This window comes from Streptomyces sp. SYP-A7185 (assembly GCF_046103685.1).
In the GTDB taxonomy this organism is placed as follows: domain Bacteria; phylum Actinomycetota; class Actinomycetes; order Streptomycetales; family Streptomycetaceae; genus Streptomyces.
In genome coordinates this window covers 3,060,044-3,080,252 of sequence record NZ_CP122310.1, presented here as the reverse complement: position 1 = coordinate 3,080,252, position 20,209 = coordinate 3,060,044, and the positions used below count along the sequence as shown (strand labels likewise).

The window sequence follows — 20,209 nt, the reverse complement described above, 5'->3', positions numbered from 1 at the left end:
CGCGGCGGCATGTGCGAGCATGAAGGGACAGAGCCGAGAGACACAGCACTCGGCCCGGAATGAATCCGCGGCCCCGCCGGTTGAAACCGTCGGCAAGCAGTCTCCGTACAACCCGGGAGAGAAGCAGATGTCCGTATCGGACGAGACCACCACCGTGAGCGACGGCATCCTCCTGTCCGACGCCGCCGCGGCCAAGGTCAAGGGCCTTCTTGAGCAGGAGGGCCGGGACGACCTGGCGTTGCGCGTCGCCGTTCAGCCCGGCGGCTGCTCGGGCCTTCGCTACCAGCTCTTCTTCGACGAGCGCTCGCTCGACGGCGACGTGGTGAAGGACTTCGACGGCGTGAAGGTCGTCACCGACCGGATGAGCGCTCCTTACCTGGGCGGCGCCTCCATCGACTTCGTCGACACCATCGAGAAGCAGGGCTTCACGATCGACAACCCGAACGCCACGGGTTCCTGCGCCTGCGGTGACTCGTTCAGCTAGAGCTCCCCGCAGTGAGCTGAGCACGTACGAAGGCGGCCCCCGGAGAACTTCGGGGGCCGCCTTCGTGTGTCCGGATGTGCCGCGAGGCCGCCGCTACTTGCGCGGCACCGTCCCGCCGCCCGCCGCGTCCACGACCTTGCGGTCGCCGAGCGGCTCGTCGAGGGTCACGGTCTCGGTGAACTCCTTGGCCATCATCACGCAGACCTCGCCCTTCTTGTGGGTCTCGGTCACCTTCACGCGCACGCTGTCCGCGCTCTCGTCGGCCGAGGCCTTGAAGTCGGAGCAGACACCGCCGTAGAAGTGCACCGTCAGGGACGTGCCGTCCGCGCGGTAGGACTCGACGTGCGCGGTCAGGTCCTTCTGGCCCTGGCCCGGCTTCCCGGTGGGCGTCGGCTCGGCGGACGGGGCCTGCGTACTCGGCGAGGTGAGGAACTTCGGCTCGACCGCCGGGTGCGTCACGGTGAACGTTTCCTGCGCGCCCTGCGGCTTCACGTCGAACAGCCAGGCGGGCACGAGCGTCTGGCGCCCGTCCACGAAGTGCACCGCGAGCCCGAAGGTGGCGTCCTTCACCGTGACCGGCTGCGGCTTCGGGGGTGCGGAGGAGGGCTCCTCGCACGGCGCCTTCGTCCCGGTGCCGGCTTCCGCCTTGCCGGTCGCCGTGTCGCCGTCGGCACGCTCGCCCTTGGCGTTCGGCACCGCGGACGCGCAGCCGCCGATGCCGACGCGGCCGTCGCCGCCGCCGGACTTGTTGAGCTCGTCCAGGGTCTCCTGGGCGCCGATCACGGGGTACGTGGCGCCCTTCACCGGCGCCTTCAACTGGCCGCTGCCGCCGACCACTTCACCGTCCGAGCCGATCTGGACGCCGGTCGACCAGCCGTACGTGGGGAGTCCGCCCACCTTCGGGTCGGCGTTCACCACCCGTACGCCGCCCATGAGTTGGGTCGCGTCCAGCTTCGCGTCGTCCTGGCCCACGGCCTTCAGGACCGGCGCCGCCGCCTTCTTCGCCGCGCTCTCGCCGACCGGGTCGCCCTTGCCGTCCGGCGCGGTGGACGACTCCGCACAGGACTTGCCCTTCCGGCAGTTGTCCGTGCCGCCGGTGGCATACCGGGTGAACGTCCAGGTGCCCGGCGCTTCCTTGCCCACCTGGAGCGAGGGTCCCGAACCGTCCTTGGTGGGGCCGATCTTCCAGGCGCCGCCCTCGGAGACCGGCTTGCCCGCCACGCCCAGGGCCTTGGCCAGCGCGGAGACCTGCTCCTGGCTCACCGTGCCCCGCGCGTGGTACACGGGCGCCGTGTCGGGGCCGCCGGGCAGCTTGCCCTCGGCGCGGTAGGTGGCGCCGTTCGGGTCGGGCTCGCCCGGGGCGATGCCGTTCTCGCCGCCGGTGCCTTCGCCGCCCTCCTGGCGGTCACCGTCCGTGTGGCCGTCGAGAGCGAGCGGGGGAGGCGCGCCGCCGTCACCGGCCGGGGAACTGCCGGTGCCCCCGCCGCCGCCCGAGGCGGTCGCGGCGAAGTAGGCGCCGCCACCGCCGACGAGCAGCACCGTGGCCGCCACCGACGCGACGGCGAGGCGGGATCGCCGCCTGGGCTGCTCGGCCGCGTCATCAACGTCTCGGTCGGTGCTCACCGCATCGCTCCTTCGACTGCACTGCTGTCCCTGGAGGCCCGTGCGTGGGCCTCGTTCGTATGCCGCGTCCCCTTTACGGGGGACAGCGGTGGGACGCAGCGGGGGAGCGCGCGGTTCCCTCGGCGCGCGCCGAGGCGCTCGCCTCAGTCGCCGTACTCCGACATGCCGTCGATCAGCCGCGCGGACGCGGGCGGCACGCGGACGCCGTGGATCAGGGCGGGCGACACCGGGGCGCTCGCCGCCGCCGCGGGGGCCACCCAGTGCGGGGCCATGCGCGCGCAGTCGCCGCGCAGGGTCTCCATGGACTCGTGGGGCAGCTCGGCGGGACGGGGGGTGACGACATGCTTCGGGATAACGGCCATAACCGCACCGTACGCATCGCACACCTCGCGAAAAAAGACCTACTAACGGGTAGTTTGGCCTCTTCAGCAGGGGTGTACCGACCCGGTAGCGTGAAGTGTCAACCCCTCGCCCACCCGTCTCCCGCCACCGCCCTTGCAAGGTGCGCTTCGCGCGCGCCTCTGATTCCTCCACAGGAGCATGCCGCCGTGCGTATCGCAGTCACCGGCTCCATCGCCACCGACCACCTGATGACCTTCCCCGGCCGCTTCGCCGACCAACTGGTCGCGGATCAGCTGCACACGGTTTCTCTCTCTTTCCTGGTCGACGCCCTAGACGTCCGCAGGGGAGGCGTCGCCGCCAACATCTGCTTCGGCATGGGCCAGCTCGGCACCGGGCCGATCCTGGTCGGGGCCGCGGGCTCGGACTTCGACGAGTACCGCGCCTGGCTCGACCGGCACGGCGTGGACACGGCCTCGGTCCGTATCTCCGAGACCCTGCACACGGCCCGCTTCGTGTGCACCACGGACGCCGACCACAACCAGATCGGCTCGTTCTACACGGGCGCGATGAGCGAGGCCCGCCTCATCGAACTGAAGACCGTGGCCGACCGCGTGGCGGGGCTCGACCTGGTCCTCATCGGCGCGGACGACCCCGAGGCGATGCTGCGCCACACCGAGGAGTGCCGGACGCGGAAGATCCCCTTCGCCGCCGACTTCTCCCAGCAGATCGCGCGCATGGAGGGCGAGGAGATCCGGACCCTGCTCGACGGCGCCACGTACCTCTTCTCGAACGAGTACGAGAAGGGGCTCATCGAGTCCAAGACCGGCTGGACCGACGCCGAGATCCTCTCGAAGGTCGGCCACCGCGTGACGACCCTCGGCTCGCGCGGCGTGCGCATCGAGTCCAGCGGCCAGGACCCCATCGAGGTCGGCGTCCCCGAGGAGGAGGCGAAGGTCGAGCCCACCGGCGTCGGCGACGCCTTCCGCGCGGGCTTCCTGTCAGGCCTCGCCTGGGGCGTCTCCCACGAGCGCGCGGCGCAGGTCGGCTGCATGCTCGCCACACTGGTCATCGAGACCGTCGGCACGCAGGAGTACGAGCTCCGGCGCAGCAACTTCATGGACCGCTTCACCAAGGCGTACGGCCATGAAGCGGCGTCCGAGGTCCAGGTCCACCTGGCCTAGTCAGGAACTCCGGCGGACCACGTAGGCGACACCGTGGTCCGCCGGCTCCTCGCCCACGTACTCCTGGCCCCGCATCTCGCACCACGCCGGGATGTCCAGCCGGGCCGCCTCGTCGTCGGCGAGGACCGTCACCGTGCCGCCCACCGGCACGTCCCCGATGACCTTCGCCAGCTCGATCACCGGGAGCGGGCAGCGCTTGCCGAGCGCGTCCACGACGAGCGAGGCCGACTCCGGCCCCTTCACCAAAGCCGCCGGCGCCCCCAGCTGTTCCCGTACGCCGCTCACCACGCCCGGCAGAACCGCCAGGAAACGCTCGACGTCAGCTTCCTGGGTCCCCCGTGGGAGTGACACCCGGACGTTGCCCTCGCTCAGCACGCCCATCGCCTTCAGGACGTGGCTCGGGGTGAGCGTCGAGCTGGTGCAGGAGGAGCCGGACGAGACCGAGAAGCCCGCCCGGTCCAGCTCGTGAAGCACGGTCTCCCCGTCGACATAGAGACACGAGAAGGTCACCAGGTGCGGCAGGCGCCGCTCCGGGTCGCCCACCACCTCCACGTCCGGCACCAGCTCGGGCACCCGGGCCCTGATCCGCTCCGTGAGCTCCCGCAGCCGCGCGCCCTCCGCGGCGGCCTCGGCCTGCACGGCCCGCAGCGAGGCCGCGGCGGCGACCACCGCCGGGATGTTCTCGAAGCCGGGGGCGCGCCCCGACTCCCGCTCGTCGGCGGGCCCTTGCGGGGCGAACCGCACCCCCTTGCGCACCACCAGGAGCCCCGCACCCGCGGGCCCGCCCCACTTGTGGGCACTGGCGGCGAGCAGCGACCACTCCCCGCCCACCGGGCCCCAGGCGAGGGACTGCGCCGCGTCCACCAGGAGCGGCACCCCGGCGGCCCGGCACGCCGCGGCGGCCTCGGCCACCGGCTGCTCGGTGCCCACCTCGTGGTTGGCGGACTGGAGGCAGGCCAGCGCCGTGTCGGGCCGCAGGGCGGCGGCGTACGCGGCGGACGACACCGCGCCGGACCGGTCCACCGGGACCTCCGTCACCGCCCCGCCGTCGGCCACGAGGGACTGGGCCGCATGGAGCACCGAAGAGTGTTCGACCGCCGACACCACCAGATGCCGTCCGACACGCCGACGCCCCGCGAGGGTTCCGGCCATCCCGGAGTGCACCGCCCGGGTGCCCGACGAGGTGAAGGAGAGCTCGTCCGGACGGCATCCGACCGCATCGGCCGCGGCCTCCCGCGCCGCGTCCAGCAGCAGCCTGGCCCGCCGCCCCTCGCGGTAGAGCCGGGCCGGATCGGCCCACCCCTCGTCCAGCGAGGCCTGGAGCGCCTGCCGGGCCACGGGGTGCAGGGGAGCGGAGGAGGCGACATCGAAGTAGGGCACGGGCCAACGCTAAGCCGTGGGCCCGGGGGAGTGCCCCGAAGGGTCGCGGGCAGCGGGCGCGATCAGCCACGACGCGCCCGCAGTCGCGGACCGGCGGATTCCGCCGAGCCGGCGGGCGCCCGACCCCCCGTCAGAAAGGAGTGGACGGCGCAGGGTCCCACCCTTCGGAGTGACCCGCGGCGCGTTAGGCACCCTCCCCGCGCGACCCCAAATAGCGTCCAGTAAGGTTTGGCCCGCATAAACATCCAAACCCCTGCCCGCCGCAGGGCGGCGACCGACGACCGAGAAGGCCGCACCCGACCGCGCGGGCCGAGACTCTCGGGAAGGCGCTACGTGAGTCCCAACGGCTCCGACCGCTCGTCGCGGCGCCCGATGCGGCGGAAGCTGCCGCAGGTGCTGACTGCGGGCCTGATCTTGGCAACCGCGACAGGTTGCACATACAAGGACTTTCCCCGCCTTGGTATGCCCACCCCCGTAACGGAGGAGGCTCCCCGGATCCTCTCCCTCTGGCAGGGCTCGTGGGCGGCTGCGCTCGCCACGGGCGTGCTGGTCTGGGGTCTGATCCTGTGGAGTGTCATCTTCCACCGGCGCAGCCGCACCAAGGTCGAGGTACCTCCGCAGACGCGTTACAACATGCCCATCGAGGCGCTCTACACGGTGGTGCCCCTCATCATCGTCTCGGTGCTCTTCTACTTCACGGCACGTGATGAGTCGAAGCTCCTCCACCTGGACAAGAAGCCCGCCCACACGGTCAACGTGGTCGGCTACCAGTGGAGCTGGGGCTTCAACTACATCGAGGACGTCCCGGGTTCCAACAAGGACGACGCGAAGACGGCCAAGGAGCTGGAGGCCATCCCGGACAAGTTCCGCGATGCCTTCCCGTCCAACGCCGGCGGCGTCTACGACGTCGGTACGCCCGGCCAGCGGAACCCGCAGAACGGCAACCCGGGTCCGACCCTCTGGCTCCCCAAGGGCGAGAAGGTCCGCTTCGTGCTGACTTCGCGTGACGTCATCCACTCCTTCTGGGTGGTGCCGTTCCTCATGAAGCAGGACGTCATCCCGGGCCACACCAACGCCTTCGAGGTGACTCCGAACAAGGAGGGCACCTTCATGGGCAAGTGCGCCGAGCTCTGCGGTGTCGACCACTCCCGGATGCTCTTCAACGTCAAGGTCGTTTCCCCCGAGCGCTACCAGAAGCACCTCGAGGACCTGGCGAAGAAGAACCAGACCGGTTACATCCCGGCCGGCATCGAGCAGACGAAGCACGAGAAGAACCGGGAGACGAACAACCTGTGAGCATCCTCAACGAACCTCAGGGTGCCGCGGCAGCAGAAGACTCGTTCGAGAACGAGCTGCCGGTACGGCGCGCACAGCCGGGCGCTGTGGTCATCAAGTGGCTCACCACCACCGACCACAAGACGATCGGCACGCTCTACCTGGTCACGTCGTTCGCGTTCTTCTGCATCGGCGGCGTCATGGCGCTCTTCATGCGCGCCGAACTCGCTCGTCCCGGCTCGCAGCTCATGTCGAACGAGCAGTTCAACCAGGCGTTCACGATGCACGGCACGATCATGCTGCTGATGTTCGCGACGCCGCTGTTCGCCGGATTCGCGAACTGGATCATGCCGCTCCAGATCGGCGCGCCCGACGTGGCGTTCCCGCGGCTGAACATGTTCGCGTACTGGCTGTACCTCTTCGGCTCGCTCATCGCGGTGGCCGGCTTCCTCACCCCGCAGGGTGCGGCCGACTTCGGCTGGTTCGCCTACTCCCCGCTGTCGGACGCCGTCCGCTCGCCGGGCATCGGCGCCGACATGTGGATCATGGGTCTGGCCTTCTCCGGCTTCGGCACGATCCTCGGCTCGGTCAACTTCATCACCACGATCATCTGCATGCGCGCACCCGGCATGACGATGTTCCGGATGCCGATCTTCGTGTGGAACGTCCTGCTGACCGCCGTGCTGGTCCTGCTGGCCTTCCCGGTCCTGGCCGCCGCGCTGTTCGCCCTGGAGGCGGACCGTAAGTTCGGTGCCCACATCTTCGACGCCTCCAACGGCGGCGCACTGCTGTGGCAACACCTCTTCTGGTTCTTCGGCCATCCAGAGGTGTACATCATCGCGTTGCCGTTCTTCGGCATCATCTCCGAGGTCATCCCGGTCTTCTCCCGCAAGCCGATGTTCGGCTACATGGGCCTGATCGGCGCGACGATCGCGATCGCGGGTCTCTCCGTGACCGTGTGGGCGCACCACATGTACGTCACCGGTGGCGTGCTCCTGCCGTTCTTCTCCTTCATGACGTTCTTGATCGCCGTACCGACAGGCGTGAAGTTCTTCAACTGGATCGGCACGATGTGGAAGGGCTCACTGAGTTTCGAGACACCGATGCTCTGGGCCGTCGGCTTCCTGATCACCTTCACCTTCGGTGGTCTGACCGGCGTCATCCTGGCCTCGCCGCCGATGGACTTCCACGTCTCCGACTCGTACTTCGTGGTCGCGCACTTCCACTACGTCGTCTTCGGCACCGTGGTGTTCGCGATGTTCTCCGGCTTCCACTTCTGGTGGCCGAAGTTCACCGGCAAGATGCTGGACGAGCGGCTCGGCAAGATCACCTTCTGGACGCTGTTCGTGGGCTTCCACGGCACGTTCCTGGTGCAGCACTGGCTGGGCGCCGAGGGCATGCCGCGTCGATACGCGGACTACCTCGCGGCCGACGGCTTCACCGCCCTGAACACGATCTCGACGATCTGCTCGTTCCTGCTCGGTCTGTCGATCCTGCCGTTCTTCTACAACATCTGGAAGACCGCCAAGTACGGCAAGAAGATCGAGGTCGACGACCCGTGGGGCTACGGCCGTTCGCTCGAGTGGGCGACGTCCTGCCCGCCGCCGCGGCACAACTTCCTCACTCTGCCGCGGATCCGTTCCGAATCCCCGGCGTTCGACCTGCACCACCCTGAGATCGCGGCTCTCGACCAGCTCGAGAACAGCGGCCACGGTGCCACGGCGCTCGCGGGCGGCAAGGAGGCCGGCAAGTGAAGGTCCAAGGCAAGATGTTCATCTGGCTGAGCGTCTTCGTGCTCGTCATGGCGATCGTCTACGGCTGGTGGTCGAAGGAGCCGGCGGGTACGACCGCGCTGTTCCTCGCCTTCGGTCTGTGCATCATGATCGGCTACTACCTGGCCTTCACGGCCCGGCGTGTCGACGCGGCCGCACAGGACAACAAGGAAGCCGACGTGGCGGACGAGGCCGGCGAGGTGGGCTTCTTCAGCCCGCACAGCTGGCAGCCGCTCTCGCTGGCCATCGGTGGCGCGCTCGCCTTCATGGGCGTCGTCTTCGGCTGGTGGCTGCTCTACTTCTCGGCCCCGATCCTGATGATCGGTCTCTTCGGCTGGGTCTTCGAGTACTACCGGGGCGAGAACCAGACCCAGTGAGTCTGTGATCTCCTGCTCCACCGAGGGGCCCGGACACTCCGTCAGGAGCGTCCGGGCCCCTCGGCGTGTCGCGTCCGCCCCTCGTACGGGTCACTCGACGCGCCGCGGGCGATGAACCTTCATACCGTGTGTTCATGAGCCACTCACCGCGAATCCGCACGGTACTGAGCTGCACCATGCTGGTGGCCGCCCTCGGGGTGGGAACCACGGCGTGCGGCAGCTCCGACGGCCACCCGCTCTCGGCTAAGCCGTACGACGCGGCGGGCCAGATCGCCTTCAACGCCCCGGCGGGCACCCGGAAGGCGGATCCCGACAAGCCTCTCGAGGTGACCGCCCAGGGCGAGGACGGGCGCATCACCGACGTGACGGCCACCGACGCGCAGGGTCGGTACGTGGCGGGCGAACTCGCCGCCGACGGCGCCCGGTGGCACAGCACGGAGCCCCTCGCGGCGGGTGCGCACTACACGGTGCGGGTGAGCACGGAGGACGAGGAGGGCTCGCCGGGCCGCAAGGTCCTGGCGTTCGACACGGACGAGCCGACCAAGAAGAAGCGGCTCGACGTCACCTTCGGCCCCGACTCGGGCAAGTACGGCGTGGGCCAGCCGGTCACGGCCAAGCTCAGCGCCAAGGTGAAGGACAAGAAGGCCAGGGCGATCGTGGAGCGCTCGCTGAAGGTCGAGACGCAGCCCGCCACCCAGGGCGTGTGGCACTGGGTGGACAGCAAGACGCTGCACTACCGGCCCAAGGAGTACTGGCCCACGGGCGCCACCATCAACGTCCGGAGCAACCTCGAGGGCATCAAGGTCCGCGACCGGCTCTGGGGCGGCGAGGCCAAGCCGCTGAAGCTGACCATCGGCGACCGCATCGAGGCGGTGACGGACGCCGGGTCGCACTACATGACGGTCTACCGCAACGGCGAGGAGATCAACTCCATGCCGGTGACGACGGGCAAGCCCGGCTACTCCACGCGCAACGGCGTCAAGGTGGTGCTGGGCAAGGAGTACTCCGTACGTATGACCAGCGCCAGCATCGGCGCATCGGACTTCTACGACAAGATGGTCTACTACGCGACGCGGGTCACCGACTCCGGCGAGTACGTGCACGCCGCGCCCTGGTCGGTTGGCTCGCAGGGGTACGCGAACACCAGCCACGGCTGCACGGGCATGAGCACCGGCGACGCCGCCTGGTTCTACGAGACCGTCCGGATGGGCGACATCGTGAAGGTCGTCAACAGCTACGGCGCGGACATGGATCCGTTCGGCAACGGATACGGCGACTGGAACGTCGGCTGGAAGAAGTGGCGGGAGGGCAGCGCCCTGGTCGGAGGCGCCAAGGAGGGCCCCGCGGAGGTCGACGCGGCCCGACTGCGGCCGCAGGTCTAGAAGCCCCGCAGAACAGCACAGAAGGCCCCGTGCCCGGGCACGGGGCCTTCTGCCGTGGTCTCAGGCCTCGACGGCCAGCCTGGCGCGCAGCAGGGAGGCCAGGGCGTCCGCGAACTCGACCGGGTCGACCGGAAGGGTCACCGCGGACTCCGCGCGGCTCCAGGTGGCCAGCCAGGCGTCCTGGGGGCGCCCCATGAGCAGGAGCACGGGCGGGCAGTGGAAGATCTCGTCCTTGAGCTGACGGCAGACCCCCATGCCGCCGACGGGGGTGGCCTCGCCGTCCAGGACGCAGACGTCGACACCGCCCCGGTCGAGTTCCTTCAGCACGGCGGGCAGCGTCGCGCACTCGATGAACTCGACCGCGGGAACGTCCGCCGCCGGCCTGCGTCCGGTGGCCAACCGGACCTGCTCGCGGGTGCTCGCGTTGTCGCTGTAGACCAGCACCGTGGCGGTCGGCTGCATTGTTCCTCCGCTTCGTTGAGGGCATTCGGCCGGGGACCGATGCGCGGATGCTACTCCTCCGGACACCCCGTCAACAGCGGTTCGGACAGCCCTTCGATGGGCCATACGGGCTGGACACACCCCGCAGACACTCCGAACGGCACCCCCCGGGGTGAGGGCGGGATAAGCGACCGACATAATGTCGGTCGTGGCGACAGCAACGACAGTAGATACCGGGCACGCGCACCCGCCGGTCAATCGGCCGAACCTCACCAGCGTCGGAACCATCATTTGGCTGAGTTCCGAGCTGATGTTCTTCGCGGCCCTCTTCGCGATGTACTTCACCCTGCGATCGGTGACAGGACCTGAGCACTGGAAGGAAATGGCGTCCGCGCTGAACTTCCCGTTCTCGGCGACGAACACCACGATCCTGGTGCTCTCCTCCCTCACCTGCCAGCTAGGCGTGTTCGCCGCTGAGCGTGGTGACGTGAAGAAGCTCCGGATGTGGTTCATCGTCACCTTCATCATGGGTGCGGTCTTTATCGGTGGTCAGGTGTACGAGTACACCGAGCTGGTCAAGCACGAGGGCCTCTCGCTCTCGTCCGACCCGTACGGCTCGGTGTTCTACCTGACGACCGGCTTCCATGGCATGCACGTGACAGGCGGCCTCATCGCCTTCCTGCTGGTCCTCGGCAGGACGTACGCGGCCAAGAGGTTCACCCATGAGCAGGCGACCGCAGCCATCGTCGTGTCCTACTACTGGCACTTCGTCGATGTTGTCTGGATCGGTCTCTTTGCCACGATCTACATGATCAAGTAAACGGGGCCGGGCTCACGAAGGGCCTGACGTTCCGACTCATTCCAGAAGCATCGACGCAGAAGATCCTGACACCGGGGTAATCCGTGAAAAAGCTCTCCGCACGACGACGCCACCCGCTGGCGGCGGTCGTCGTCCTACTCCTCGCGCTGGCGGCCACCGGGGGGCTGTACGCCGCGTTCGCACCCGCGGACAAGGCGCAGGCCGACGACACCGCCCAGTCCCTTGCCATCGAAGAGGGCAAGAAGCTGTACTCCGTGGGCTGCTCCAGCTGCCACGGAACCGGCGGTCAGGGGTCCACCGACGGTCCTAGCCTGGTGGGCGTCGGCGCAGCCGCCGTCGACTTCCAGGTCAGCACCGGCCGCATGCCGCTCCAGCAGCCGGGCGCCCAGGCGCCGAAGAAGAAGGCCATCTACAACCAGGCCCAGATCGACCAGCTCGCGGCGTACATCGCCTCGCTGGGCGCGGGCCCGACCATCCCCACCGAGAAGCAGTACAGCCCGGACGGGGCGGACATCGCCAAGGGCGGCGAGCTGTTCCGCACCAACTGCGCGCAGTGCCACAACTTCACCGGTGAGGGCGGCGCGTTGACGAAGGGCAAGTTCGCTCCTTCGTTGGAGGATGTCTCCCCGAAGCACATCTACGAGGCCATGCAGACCGGCCCGCAGAACATGCCGTCCTTCCCCGACACGACGATGCCGGAGAAGAACAAGAAGGACATCATCGCGTACCTCGACGCGGTCAACGGCGAACAGACCGAGAGCCCTGGCGGTCTGAAGCTGGGTGGCCTGGGTCCGGTCAGTGAAGGCCTGTTCGGCTGGATCTTCGGTCTCGGCTCGCTGATCGCGGTCGCCGTGTGGGTCGCCGCTCGGACCGCAAAGGCCAAGAAGTCATGAGTAGCCAAGAGAAATCAGAAGAGAACCTGCCCAGCGCGCAGGAGACCGAGCACGGCTCGGTGGCTGTCGCGGACGAGAACCCGTTCGCCGACCCGGGGCTGCCGCCCCATGAGCACCGCGTCCAGGACATCGACGAGCGGGCCGCCAAGCGGTCCGAGCGCGCGATCGCCTTCCTGTTCACGCTCTCGATGCTCGCCACGATCGGCTTCATCGCCTCGTACGTGGCGTTCCCGGTCGACAAGCGCGTCTACATCTGGCCGATCGGCCACATCAGCGCGCTGAACTTCTCCCTGGGCATGACCCTGGGCGTGGCGCTCTTCTGCATCGGCGCGGGCGCGGTCCACTGGGCCCGCACCCTGATGTCCGACGTGGAGGTCGCCGACGACCGGCACCCCATCGAGGCGGAGCCCGAGGTCAAGGCCAAGGTCATGGCCGACTTCAAGGCCGGTGCCGCGGAGTCGCAGTTCGGCCGGCGCAAGCTGATCCGCAACACGATGTTCGGCGCGCTGGCCATGGTGCCGCTCTCCGGCGTCGTCCTGCTGCGTGACCTCGGTCCGCTGCCCGAGGACAAGCTGCGGCACACGCTGTGGTCCAAGGGCAAGCTGCTCGTGAACATGAACACGAACGAGCCGCTGCGGCCGTCGGACGTCCAGGTGGGCTCGCTGACCTTCGCCAAGCCCGAGGGCCTGGAGGAGCACGACCACGACTTCCAGAAGGAGATCGCCAAGGCGGCCCTGATGATCGTCCGCATCCAGCCGGACAACATCAAGGACAAGCAGGAACTCGAGTGGTCGCACGACGGCGTCGTCGCGTACTCGAAGATCTGCACGCACGTCGGCTGCCCGATCTCCCTGTACGAGCAGCAGACGCACCACGTCCTCTGCCCGTGCCACCAGTCCACCTTCGACCTCTCCGACGGTGCCCGAGTGATCTTCGGCCCGGCCGGTCACGCGCTGCCGCAGCTGCGCATCGGCGTGAACGAAGAGGGCTACCTCGAGGCGCTCGGCGACTTCGCCGAGCCCGTCGGTCCTGCTTTCTGGGAGCGCGGATGAGTACTCCGTCGAACGACAACCGCAAGAAGCAGGCACCCGCAGGTGAGCGGGTCGCCGATTGGGCCGACGGCCGCCTCGGGATCTACTCCCTGGCCAAGGCCAACATGCGCAAGATCTTCCCGGACCACTGGTCCTTCATGCTCGGTGAGATCTGCCTGTACAGCTTCATCATCATCATCCTCACGGGTGTGTACCTGACCCTGTTCTTCCACCCGTCGATGAACGAGGTGGAGTACCACGGCAGCTACATCCCGCTGCAGGGCCAGCTGATGTCCGAGGCGTTCAACTCGACCATGCACATCAGCTTCGACGTGCGCGGTGGTCTGCTCATCCGGCAGATCCACCACTGGGCGGCGCTGATCTTCCTCGCGGCGATGTTCGTGCACATGATGCGCGTCTTCTTCACGGGTGCCTTCCGCAAGCCCCGCGAGGTCAACTGGGTCTTCGGCTTCCTGCTGTTCGTCCTGGGCATGTTCACCGGCTTCACCGGTTACTCGCTCCCGGACGACCTGCTCTCCGGTACCGGTGTGCGCTTCATGCAGGGCGCCGTCCTGTCCGTGCCGATCGTGGGCACGTACCTGTCGATGTTCCTGTTCGGCGGGGAGTTCCCCGGCGGCGACTTCGTGGCCCGGTTCTACTCGGTGCACATCCTGCTGCTGCCGGGCATCATGCTCGGCCTCGTGGTGGCGCACCTGATCCTGGTCTTCTACCACAAGCACACGCAGTTCGCGGGCCCCGGCAAGACCAACAAGAACGTCGTCGGCATGCCGCTGCTGCCCGTCTACATGGCGAAGGCCGGAGGCTTCTTCTTCCTGGTCTTCGGTGTGATCGCGGCCATCTCGGCGATCGCCACGATCAACCCGATCTGGGCGCTCGGTCCCTACCGTCCGGACCAGGTGTCCACCGGAGCGCAGCCCGACTGGTACATGGGCTTCTCCGAGGGCCTGATCCGTGTCATGCCGGGCTGGGAGATCAACGCCTGGGGTCACACGCTCGTCCTGGGCGTGTTCATCCCGCTGGTCATCTTCCCGCTGGTCCTGGTCGCGATCGCGGTCTACCCGTTCATCGAGTCCTGGGTCACCGGGGACAAGCGCGAGCACCACATCCTGGACCGCCCGCGCAACGTCCCGACCCGTACGGCCTTCGGCGTCGCGTGGATCACCTGGTACTTCGTGCTGCTCGTCGGTGGTGGTAACGACCTCTGGGCCACGCACTTCCACCTGTCGATCAACTCGATCACCTGGTTCGTGCGCATCGCCTTCTTCGTGGCACCGGTCCTCGCCTTCATCGCCACCAAGCGGATCTGCCTGGGTCTGCAGCGGCGCGACAAGGACAAGGTCCTGCACGGCCGCGAGTCGGGCATCATCAAGCGCCTGCCGCACGGTGAGTTCATCGAGGTCCACGAGCCGCTCAACCGGGAGCAGCTGCACACGCTCACCGCGCACGAGCAGTACGCGCCGCTCGAGATCGGCCCCTCGGTCGACGAGAACGGCGTCGAGCGCAAGGTGTCCGGCACGCAGAAGCTCCGGGCCAAGCTGAGCAAGGGCTACTACGGGGAGGACAACCAGATCCCCAAGCCCACCACCGAGGAGTACAAGGAGATCACCAGCGGCCACGGCCACCACTGACCGATTGACCGACTGACAAGGTCGCCACGGCGAGAGCCCCGTCCCGCGCACGTTCAGTGCGTGGACGGGGCTCTTTGCCGTCCTTCGAGCTGGATAAGGTGTTCCTGTCCCATGTCTAGACGAACCCAGGAGCGGCAGATGAGCGCTGTGACCCCCGCAGGAGGCGACACCGCGGCGGCCCGTTCCTGGCCGAGTGTGCTGAACGGGCTGCTCGAGGGCCGTGACCAGAGCACGGAGGACACCGCCTGGGCCATGGACCGCATCATGCGCGGCGAGGCGACCGACGCGCAGATCGCCGGCTTCGTCGTCGCGCTGCGGGCCAAGGGCGAGACCGTGGAGGAGATCTCCGGCCTCGTCCGCACGATGTACGAACACGCCAACGTGATCGAGGTGCCGGGGCAGACCGTCGACATCGTCGGCACCGGCGGCGACGGCGCCAAGACCGTCAACATCTCCACGATGTCCGCGATCGTGGCCGCGGGCGCGGGCGCGAAGGTCGTCAAGCACGGCAACCGCGCGGCCTCCAGCGCCTCGGGCGCCTCCGACGTCCTGGAGAAGCTCGGGGTGAACCTGGAGCTGCCGCTGGACCGGGTCGTCGAGGTGGCCGAGGAAGCCGGGATCACCTTCTGCTTCGCCGTGAAGTTCCACCCCGCGCTGCGGCACGCGGGCGGGGCGCGCAGCCAGCTGGGCATCCGGACCGTGTTCAACGCGCTGGGTCCGCTCACCAACCCGGCCAAGGTGCGGGCCCAGGCGGTCGGCGTCGCCGACCCGCGGATGGCGCCGATCGTGGCCGGGGTCTTCGCCGAGCGCGGGAACTCCTCCCTCGTCTTCCGCGGCGACGACGGCCTGGACGAGCTGACGACCACGGCGACCTCCCGGGTCTGGGTCGTGCGCGACGGAGCCGTGCGCGAGGAGGCCTTCGACCCGCGGGACGTCGGCATCGACCTCGTTCCCGTGGAGGCCCTGCGCGGGGCCGACGCCTCGTACAACGCCGAGGTCGCGCGGCGGCTCCTGGACGGCGAGAAGGGCCCGGTGCGGGACGCCGTGCTGCTCAACACGGCGGCGGCCCTGGTGGCGCTCTCGCCGGGCGAGGGGACCCTCGTGGAGCAGATCGGCGCCGGTATCGGGCGGGCCGCGCAGGCCATCGACTCCGGGGCCGCGAAGAAGGCCCTTGAGCTGTGGGTGGCGGCCAGCAACCGCTGAATGTGGCGCACACCGCAGTCCGGATGCCGGACTGCGGTGGGCACCGGGAAGATCGTGTGGCAAGATGCTGCGCAGGTCATGAGTGACAGCGATTAGGCCCCGGCTCGCTGTCCGGCAACCCTCCGTCCGTGGCGGGGTGCCCCGGGTGAAGACCAGGCCGTGGACAGCAAGGTCCGTGGCAAGCGCGGACCCCTGCGAACCCTGGGGTCCTGGTCCTCAAGGGAGCAGTCTCGTGAGCAAGCGAATGCGATAGGGCTTCCGGCCCCCTTTCCGCACCCCCTTTTCTCTTCGTCACTGCAACGCCCTTCGTGCGCCCTTGCAGTGAACTCGCCTGCCTTCCCACGGGAGTTCGCCATGTCCGTCACCACCGCCGCCGCCGACCAGACCCTCTGTGCAACCCCGCTGCCCGTCCTCGGCCGTGACGTCACCGTGCCGCTCGTCACCGGCGGCGAGGTGACCTACGCGGCGCTCGACTACGCGGCGAGCGCCCCCGCCCTCCAGCGCGTGTGGGACGACGTGGCCGCGTACGCGCCGTACTACGGCAGCGTGCACCGCGGTGCCGGATACCTCTCGCAGCTCTCCACGGACCTCTTCGAGAACAGCCGGGTCACCGTCGCGGAGTTCCTCGGCTGCCGCGAGGACGACCAGGTCGTCTTCACCCGCTCGACCACCGACTCGCTGAACCTGCTGGCCGCCGCGCTGCCCGCCGACTGCCAGGTCTTCGTCTTCGAGACCGAGCACCACGCCTCGCTGCTGCCCTGGCGCGACGCCCGCGTGACCTACCTCAACGCCCCGCGCACCCCCGAGCAGGCCGTCGCCACCCTGGAGCGCGCCCTCGCCGACCGCGACCCCTACGGCCCGGCCCTGGTCTGCGTGACCGGCGCGTCGAACGTCACCGGCGAGCTGTGGCCGGTCAGGGAGCTCGCCGCCGCCGCCCACGCGCACGGCGCCCGCATCGTCCTGGACGCCGCGCAGCTCGCGCCGCACCACCCGGTCTCCATCAGCGAGCTGGACGTCGACTGGGTCGCCTTCTCCGGCCACAAGCTGTACGCGCCCTTCGGCTCGGGCGTCCTCGCGGGCCGCTCCGACTGGCTGAAGGAGGCCGAGCCGTACCTCGCGGGCGGCGGCGCCTCGCGCAAGGTGGCGCGGCGCCCCAAGGAAGCAGGCGGCGGCGTGGACGTCGAGTGGCACGACACCGCCGCGCGGCACGAGGCCGGCTCGCCGAACGTCATCGGCGTGTACTCCATCGCCTCCGCCTGCAAGGCGCTGACCGAGGCGGGCTTCGACTCGCTGGTGGCGCGTGAGCGCGAACTCATCGCGAAGGTCCGCGAGGGCCTCGCGGAGGTGCCCGCCGTGAAGGTGCTCTCGCTCTTCGGCGACGACGCGCCGCGCGTCGGCGTCATCTCCTTCGTCGTGGAGGGCTGGAACAGCTCGCACTTCGCCGCCGCGCTCTCCGCCGAGTACGGCATCGGCGTACGCGACGGCCTGTTCTGCGCCCACCCGCTGGTGCGCACCCTGCTCGGCAGCGACCCGCAGACCCAGGGCGAGTGCGGCGCCCCCGAGGCCGCGCCCGGCGAGAAGTCGCTGAACGCGATCCGCGTCAGCTTCGGCGCCGGCACCCCCGACGAGCACGTGGAGCGCTTCGTGCGCGCCGTCAAGGAGCTCGTGGCGGACGGCGCGCGCTGGAACTACCGCACCGAGGACGGGCGTTGCGTGCCGGACACCACCGCCTGAACCCGGGGCCGCCCCGGCAGGCGTGACCCCAGGACGATCATCCGCAGAGCGCGCTCGGTCGCGTCGGTGAGGAACTCGCCGCCCCGCCCGAGCGCCTCGGTGAGCGAGACCGGCGCGGGCAGGATCGCGCTGTAGGCGTCCACACCGATGGCCCGTACGTGGTGGGCGCCCTGGCCGATCGTGCCCGCGAGGACCAGGACCGGGCGGCCGGACCGCTTGGCGCGCCGGGCCACTTCGGCGGGGACCTTGCCGCGCGGGGTCTGGTGGTCCAGGGCGCCCTCGGCGGTGACGACGAGATCGGCGCGGGCCAGCCGCGCGTCCAGGTCCAGATGGCCGAGCAGGACGTCGAAGCGGGGCAGCAGCTGGGCGCCGAGCGCCGCGAGACCGGCTCCCAGGCCGCCGGACGCGCCCGTTCCGGGGCCGAGGGCCAGGTCCGAGGGGGCGCGCAGGTCGCGGGTCAGGACGTGCGCCCAGTGCTCCAGGGCCGCCGCGAGCTGCTCGACCTGTGCGGGAGTTGCGCCCTTCTGGGGGCCGAAGACGCGGGCGACGCCGCGCTCGCCGGTCAGGACGTTGAAGGGGTTGCAGGCGACCCGGATCTCGGTGTCCTTCAGGCGCGGGTCGAGGCCCGAGGGGTCGATGCGGCTCAGGCGGGTCAACTCCCTTCCTCCTTGCGGCAGTTCCCAGCCGTCGGCGTCCAGGAGCCGGGCGCCGAGCGCCTGGAGCGCGCCCGCGCCGCCGTCCGAGGTGCCCGAGTCGCCGCAGCCCACCAGGATCCGGCCGGCGCCGGCGTCCAGCGCGGCGCGGATCAGCTCGCCGACGCCGTACGTCGTCGTGGCGCCCGGGTCGCGCAGATCGCGCGGGACCAGCGAGAGCCCGGCGACGGCGGCCATCTCGACGACCGCCGTGCCGTCCGGCAGGAGGGCGAAGTGCGTGCCGATCCGCTGCCCGACGGGACCGGTGGCGGGCAGCGCGACCAGGCGGCCGCCGCCCGTGTGGGCCAGGGCGCGGGCGGTGCCCTCGCCGCCGTCCACCAGGGGGATCAGATCGGTCTCGGCGTGCGGGACGACCCGGCGTACTCCTTCGGCGATGGCCTCGGCCGCGGACCGCGCGGACAGGGACTCCTTGAAGCCGCTGGGGGCGATGGCGAAACGGGTCAGCATGGGGTCTCCAGTGCGGGCGGGATCAGGGCGGGATCAGCGGACGGGGACGCCGAGCAGCGGCCAGAGCGCCACGGCGAAGAGCAGGACGAGGGCGGCGGTCAGGGGCGCCAGGACCGCGGAGAGGCGCAGCAGGTCGCGCGGGGTGTAGGTGGGGGTGCCGGGGATGTCGGCGAAGAGCGTGACGGGCTTCGCGGAGGCGGGCAGGGTGTGGCAGAACCCGGCGGCCGCCGTGGAGGCCAGGGCCGCCGCGACCGGGTTGACGCCCGCGCCGACCGCCGCCGCGACGACGAGGGGGACCAGGACGGAGGAGCGGGCCGAGCGGGACTGGAGGACCAGGTGCGCGGCCGTGCTGACCGTCACCACCACGGCCAGGAAGAGCCAGGGCGAAACCTCCAGCGGGACCCCGCCCACCAGCCACTTCGCCGCCCCCGACTCGGCGAGCGCGACCCCCATCGCCATCGTCGCGGCCATGAAGAGGAGCAGCGACCACGGCACCGTCCGCAGCGCGTCCTTCAGGCGTACGGTGCCCAGGGCGGGGGAGGAGGCCACGACCGCGCCGATCAGCGCGACCACGGCGGGCGGCACCTGGTGCAGGGGTTCGCTGCACCACAGGGCGACGACCGTGGCCAGCAGGAGGGCGCAGCGGGTCTCGCCCGGCTCCCAGGCTCCGGTGACCGGCTGCTCGCTGTGCTCCTGGAGCTGCTCGACGGTGATGTGGACCGGGCCCTCGCGGTCGGCGCGCCGGGTGGTCGTCAGGAGGACGGCCTCCGCGGCCAGATGGGACGAGGCGACGGCGAGCGGCAGGCCGAGCAGCAGCCACTGCGTGAAGCCGATCCGCTCCCCGGTGGCCTCCCACAGCACCGACACGGTGATCAGATGCGCGCCCGCGCCGATCAGGGTCGCGACCGCGGAGAGCAGGATGACGGTCGGGAACAGCAGCGCGAGCATCACCACAAGCCGCCTCCGGTCGGAGAGGACCTTGGCGAGCGCGAGGAAGACCGGAAGCGCGAGCGCGGCCCGGCCCGAGGTGGCCGGCACCGCGAAGGCCGTCACGACCAGGGCGGCCGTCGTCAGATGCGTCAACTGCCGTACGCTGCGCGCCCCGCTGACGAGGAAGGCCGCCGCCCGGCCCGCCAGACCGCTGCGGGCCACCGCGGCGGCGAGCACGAAGGCGCAGATCAGCAGCCAGACCGTCTCGTCACCGAGGGTCCCGAAGAGCGTGTCGCTGCTGATCACGCCGGTCGCGGTGAGCGCGAGTCCGGCGCCGAGCGCGATGTACGTGTCGTCGATCGGCGTCGCGATCCACGCGCAGGTCGCCAGGGCGAACACGGCGAGGGTGATCCGCGCGTCGCCGCTCAGGCCGGGGAAGTTGCCCGGCACCACGAGCAGCGCGCACAGGCTCAGCGCGGCGCAGAGGGTGAGGGCCAGGCGGGGATTCAGGGTCACGCTTCGAGCCTCGGCC

General features: G+C 69.8%; 18 protein-coding genes and 1 riboswitch. Of the genes, 12 read left to right on the top strand and 6 right to left on the bottom strand.

The annotated features are described in order from the left end of the window. The first annotated feature begins 127 nt into the window (after positions 1–127). On the top strand, positions 128–484 hold the full coding sequence (locus tag QBL25_RS13575) for an iron-sulfur cluster assembly accessory protein (protein ID WP_030933606.1): 357 nt from the start codon (positions 128–130) through the stop codon (positions 482–484). A 93-nt stretch (positions 485–577) separates the two neighbouring features. On the opposite strand, the gene QBL25_RS13570 is transcribed toward QBL25_RS13575, so the two are convergent. Both QBL25_RS13570 and QBL25_RS13565 read right to left on the bottom strand, forming a co-directional pair. Next, positions 578–2,107 carry a hypothetical protein gene (locus tag QBL25_RS13570; RefSeq protein WP_409057295.1) on the bottom strand — a complete coding sequence of 510 codons (1,530 nt, stop codon included), beginning with the start codon at positions 2,105–2,107 and terminating at the stop codon, positions 578–580. Between the two features lie 143 nt (positions 2,108–2,250). Beyond that, on the bottom strand, positions 2,251–2,469 hold the full coding sequence (locus QBL25_RS13565; RefSeq protein ID WP_409062972.1) for a hypothetical protein: 219 nt from the start codon (positions 2,467–2,469) through the stop codon (positions 2,251–2,253). A 186-nt stretch (positions 2,470–2,655) separates the two neighbouring features. Between QBL25_RS13565 and QBL25_RS13560 the strand changes: the two genes are divergently transcribed. Continuing rightward, entirely contained in the window at positions 2,656–3,630 is a 975-nt protein-coding gene (locus QBL25_RS13560; RefSeq protein WP_409057294.1) for a carbohydrate kinase family protein, read from the top strand. Here QBL25_RS13560 and QBL25_RS13555 read toward each other — a convergent pair whose 3' ends face one another. Then, positions 3,631–5,010 carry a cysteine desulfurase/sulfurtransferase TusA family protein gene (locus QBL25_RS13555; protein ID WP_409057293.1) on the bottom strand — a complete coding sequence of 460 codons (1,380 nt, stop codon included), beginning with the start codon at positions 5,008–5,010 and terminating at the stop codon, positions 3,631–3,633. It lies immediately after the preceding gene. A gap of 333 nt (positions 5,011–5,343) precedes the next feature. Here QBL25_RS13555 and coxB point away from each other — a divergent pair, with 333 nt between their 5' ends. From coxB to QBL25_RS13535, 4 genes are all read left to right on the top strand, one after another. Next, positions 5,344–6,306: a cytochrome c oxidase subunit II gene (gene coxB / locus QBL25_RS13550; RefSeq protein WP_409057292.1), complete on the top strand. Its 963-nt coding sequence runs from the start codon at positions 5,344–5,346 to the stop codon at positions 6,304–6,306. Beyond that, positions 6,303–8,039, top strand: coding sequence for a cytochrome c oxidase subunit I (ctaD, locus tag QBL25_RS13545; protein WP_409057291.1), 1,737 nt, complete (start codon positions 6,303–6,305; stop codon positions 8,037–8,039). The genes coxB and ctaD overlap by 4 nt, the downstream gene beginning before the upstream one ends. Further along, positions 8,036–8,434, top strand: a complete 399-nt coding sequence (locus tag QBL25_RS13540; protein WP_363208294.1) for a cytochrome c oxidase subunit 4 — start codon at positions 8,036–8,038, stop codon at positions 8,432–8,434. Before ctaD ends, QBL25_RS13540 begins: the two co-directional genes overlap by 4 nt. A 134-nt stretch (positions 8,435–8,568) precedes the next feature. After that, a complete protein-coding gene (locus QBL25_RS13535; protein WP_409057290.1) occupies positions 8,569–9,816 on the top strand; it encodes an Ig-like domain-containing protein in 1,248 nt (415 codons plus the stop codon). Positions 9,817–9,876: 60 nt separating this feature from the next. On the opposite strand, the gene QBL25_RS13530 is transcribed toward QBL25_RS13535, so the two are convergent. Then, positions 9,877–10,278, bottom strand: coding sequence for a hypothetical protein (locus tag QBL25_RS13530; protein ID WP_409057289.1), 402 nt, complete (start codon positions 10,276–10,278; stop codon positions 9,877–9,879). 178 nt (positions 10,279–10,456) lie between these two features. Between QBL25_RS13530 and QBL25_RS13525 the strand changes: the two genes are divergently transcribed. From QBL25_RS13525 to QBL25_RS13500, 6 genes are all read left to right on the top strand, one after another. Continuing rightward, positions 10,457–11,077 carry a heme-copper oxidase subunit III gene (locus tag QBL25_RS13525; RefSeq protein ID WP_160504601.1) on the top strand — a complete coding sequence of 207 codons (621 nt, stop codon included), beginning with the start codon at positions 10,457–10,459 and terminating at the stop codon, positions 11,075–11,077. An 83-nt stretch (positions 11,078–11,160) separates the two neighbouring features. Then, positions 11,161–11,970: a c-type cytochrome gene (locus QBL25_RS13520; RefSeq protein WP_409057288.1), complete on the top strand. Its 810-nt coding sequence runs from the start codon at positions 11,161–11,163 to the stop codon at positions 11,968–11,970. Continuing rightward, positions 11,967–13,022 (top strand): Rieske 2Fe-2S domain-containing protein, encoded by a 1,056-nt coding sequence (locus QBL25_RS13515; RefSeq protein WP_409057287.1) that lies wholly within the window; start codon positions 11,967–11,969, stop codon positions 13,020–13,022. Before QBL25_RS13520 ends, QBL25_RS13515 begins: the two co-directional genes overlap by 4 nt. After that, on the top strand, positions 13,019–14,650 hold the full coding sequence (locus tag QBL25_RS13510; RefSeq protein ID WP_409057286.1) for a cytochrome b: 1,632 nt from the start codon (positions 13,019–13,021) through the stop codon (positions 14,648–14,650). The genes QBL25_RS13515 and QBL25_RS13510 overlap by 4 nt, the downstream gene beginning before the upstream one ends. A 138-nt stretch (positions 14,651–14,788) precedes the next feature. Beyond that, positions 14,789–15,853: an anthranilate phosphoribosyltransferase gene (gene trpD, locus QBL25_RS13505; RefSeq protein WP_409057285.1), complete on the top strand. Its 1,065-nt coding sequence runs from the start codon at positions 14,789–14,791 to the stop codon at positions 15,851–15,853. A 74-nt stretch (positions 15,854–15,927) separates the two neighbouring features. After that, a riboswitch (SAM riboswitch) is annotated at positions 15,928–16,044 on the top strand. A 163-nt stretch (positions 16,045–16,207) separates the two neighbouring features. Beyond that, the gene (locus QBL25_RS13500) at positions 16,208–17,587 is read left to right on the top strand and encodes an aminotransferase class V-fold PLP-dependent enzyme (protein WP_409057284.1); all 1,380 of its coding nucleotides are present in this window, start codon (positions 16,208–16,210) and stop codon (positions 17,585–17,587) included. On the opposite strand, the gene QBL25_RS13495 is transcribed toward QBL25_RS13500, so the two are convergent. Both QBL25_RS13495 and QBL25_RS13490 read right to left on the bottom strand, forming a co-directional pair. Beyond that, positions 17,542–18,747, bottom strand: coding sequence for a glycerate kinase (locus QBL25_RS13495; protein ID WP_409057283.1), 1,206 nt, complete (start codon positions 18,745–18,747; stop codon positions 17,542–17,544). The genes QBL25_RS13500 and QBL25_RS13495 overlap by 46 nt on opposite strands. A 33-nt stretch (positions 18,748–18,780) precedes the next feature. Continuing rightward, positions 18,781–20,193, bottom strand: coding sequence for an SLC13 family permease (locus QBL25_RS13490; protein WP_409057282.1), 1,413 nt, complete (start codon positions 20,191–20,193; stop codon positions 18,781–18,783). Between the last annotated feature and the right edge of the window lie 16 nt (positions 20,194–20,209).

What these genes read in the sequence shown, in the direction of transcription:
- QBL25_RS13500 (WP_409057284.1), top strand. Translation starts at nt 16,208, where the DNA reads ATGTCCGTCACCACCGCCGCCGCCGACCAGACCCTCTGTGCAACCCCG.
- QBL25_RS13565 (WP_409062972.1), bottom strand. Translation starts at nt 2,469, where the DNA reads ATGGCCGTTATCCCGAAGCATGTCGTCACCCCCCGTCCCGCCGAGCTG.
- QBL25_RS13515 (WP_409057287.1), top strand. Translation starts at nt 11,967, where the DNA reads ATGAGTAGCCAAGAGAAATCAGAAGAGAACCTGCCCAGCGCGCAGGAG.
- QBL25_RS13530 (WP_409057289.1), bottom strand. Translation starts at nt 10,278, where the DNA reads ATGCAGCCGACCGCCACGGTGCTGGTCTACAGCGACAACGCGAGCACC.
- QBL25_RS13525 (WP_160504601.1), top strand. Translation starts at nt 10,457, where the DNA reads ATGTCGGTCGTGGCGACAGCAACGACAGTAGATACCGGGCACGCGCAC.
- trpD (WP_409057285.1), top strand. Translation starts at nt 14,789, where the DNA reads ATGAGCGCTGTGACCCCCGCAGGAGGCGACACCGCGGCGGCCCGTTCC.
- QBL25_RS13495 (WP_409057283.1), bottom strand. Translation starts at nt 18,747, where the DNA reads ATGCTGACCCGTTTCGCCATCGCCCCCAGCGGCTTCAAGGAGTCCCTG.
- QBL25_RS13510 (WP_409057286.1), top strand. Translation starts at nt 13,019, where the DNA reads ATGAGTACTCCGTCGAACGACAACCGCAAGAAGCAGGCACCCGCAGGT.
- QBL25_RS13535 (WP_409057290.1), top strand. Translation starts at nt 8,569, where the DNA reads ATGAGCCACTCACCGCGAATCCGCACGGTACTGAGCTGCACCATGCTG.
- QBL25_RS13575 (WP_030933606.1), top strand. Translation starts at nt 128, where the DNA reads ATGTCCGTATCGGACGAGACCACCACCGTGAGCGACGGCATCCTCCTG.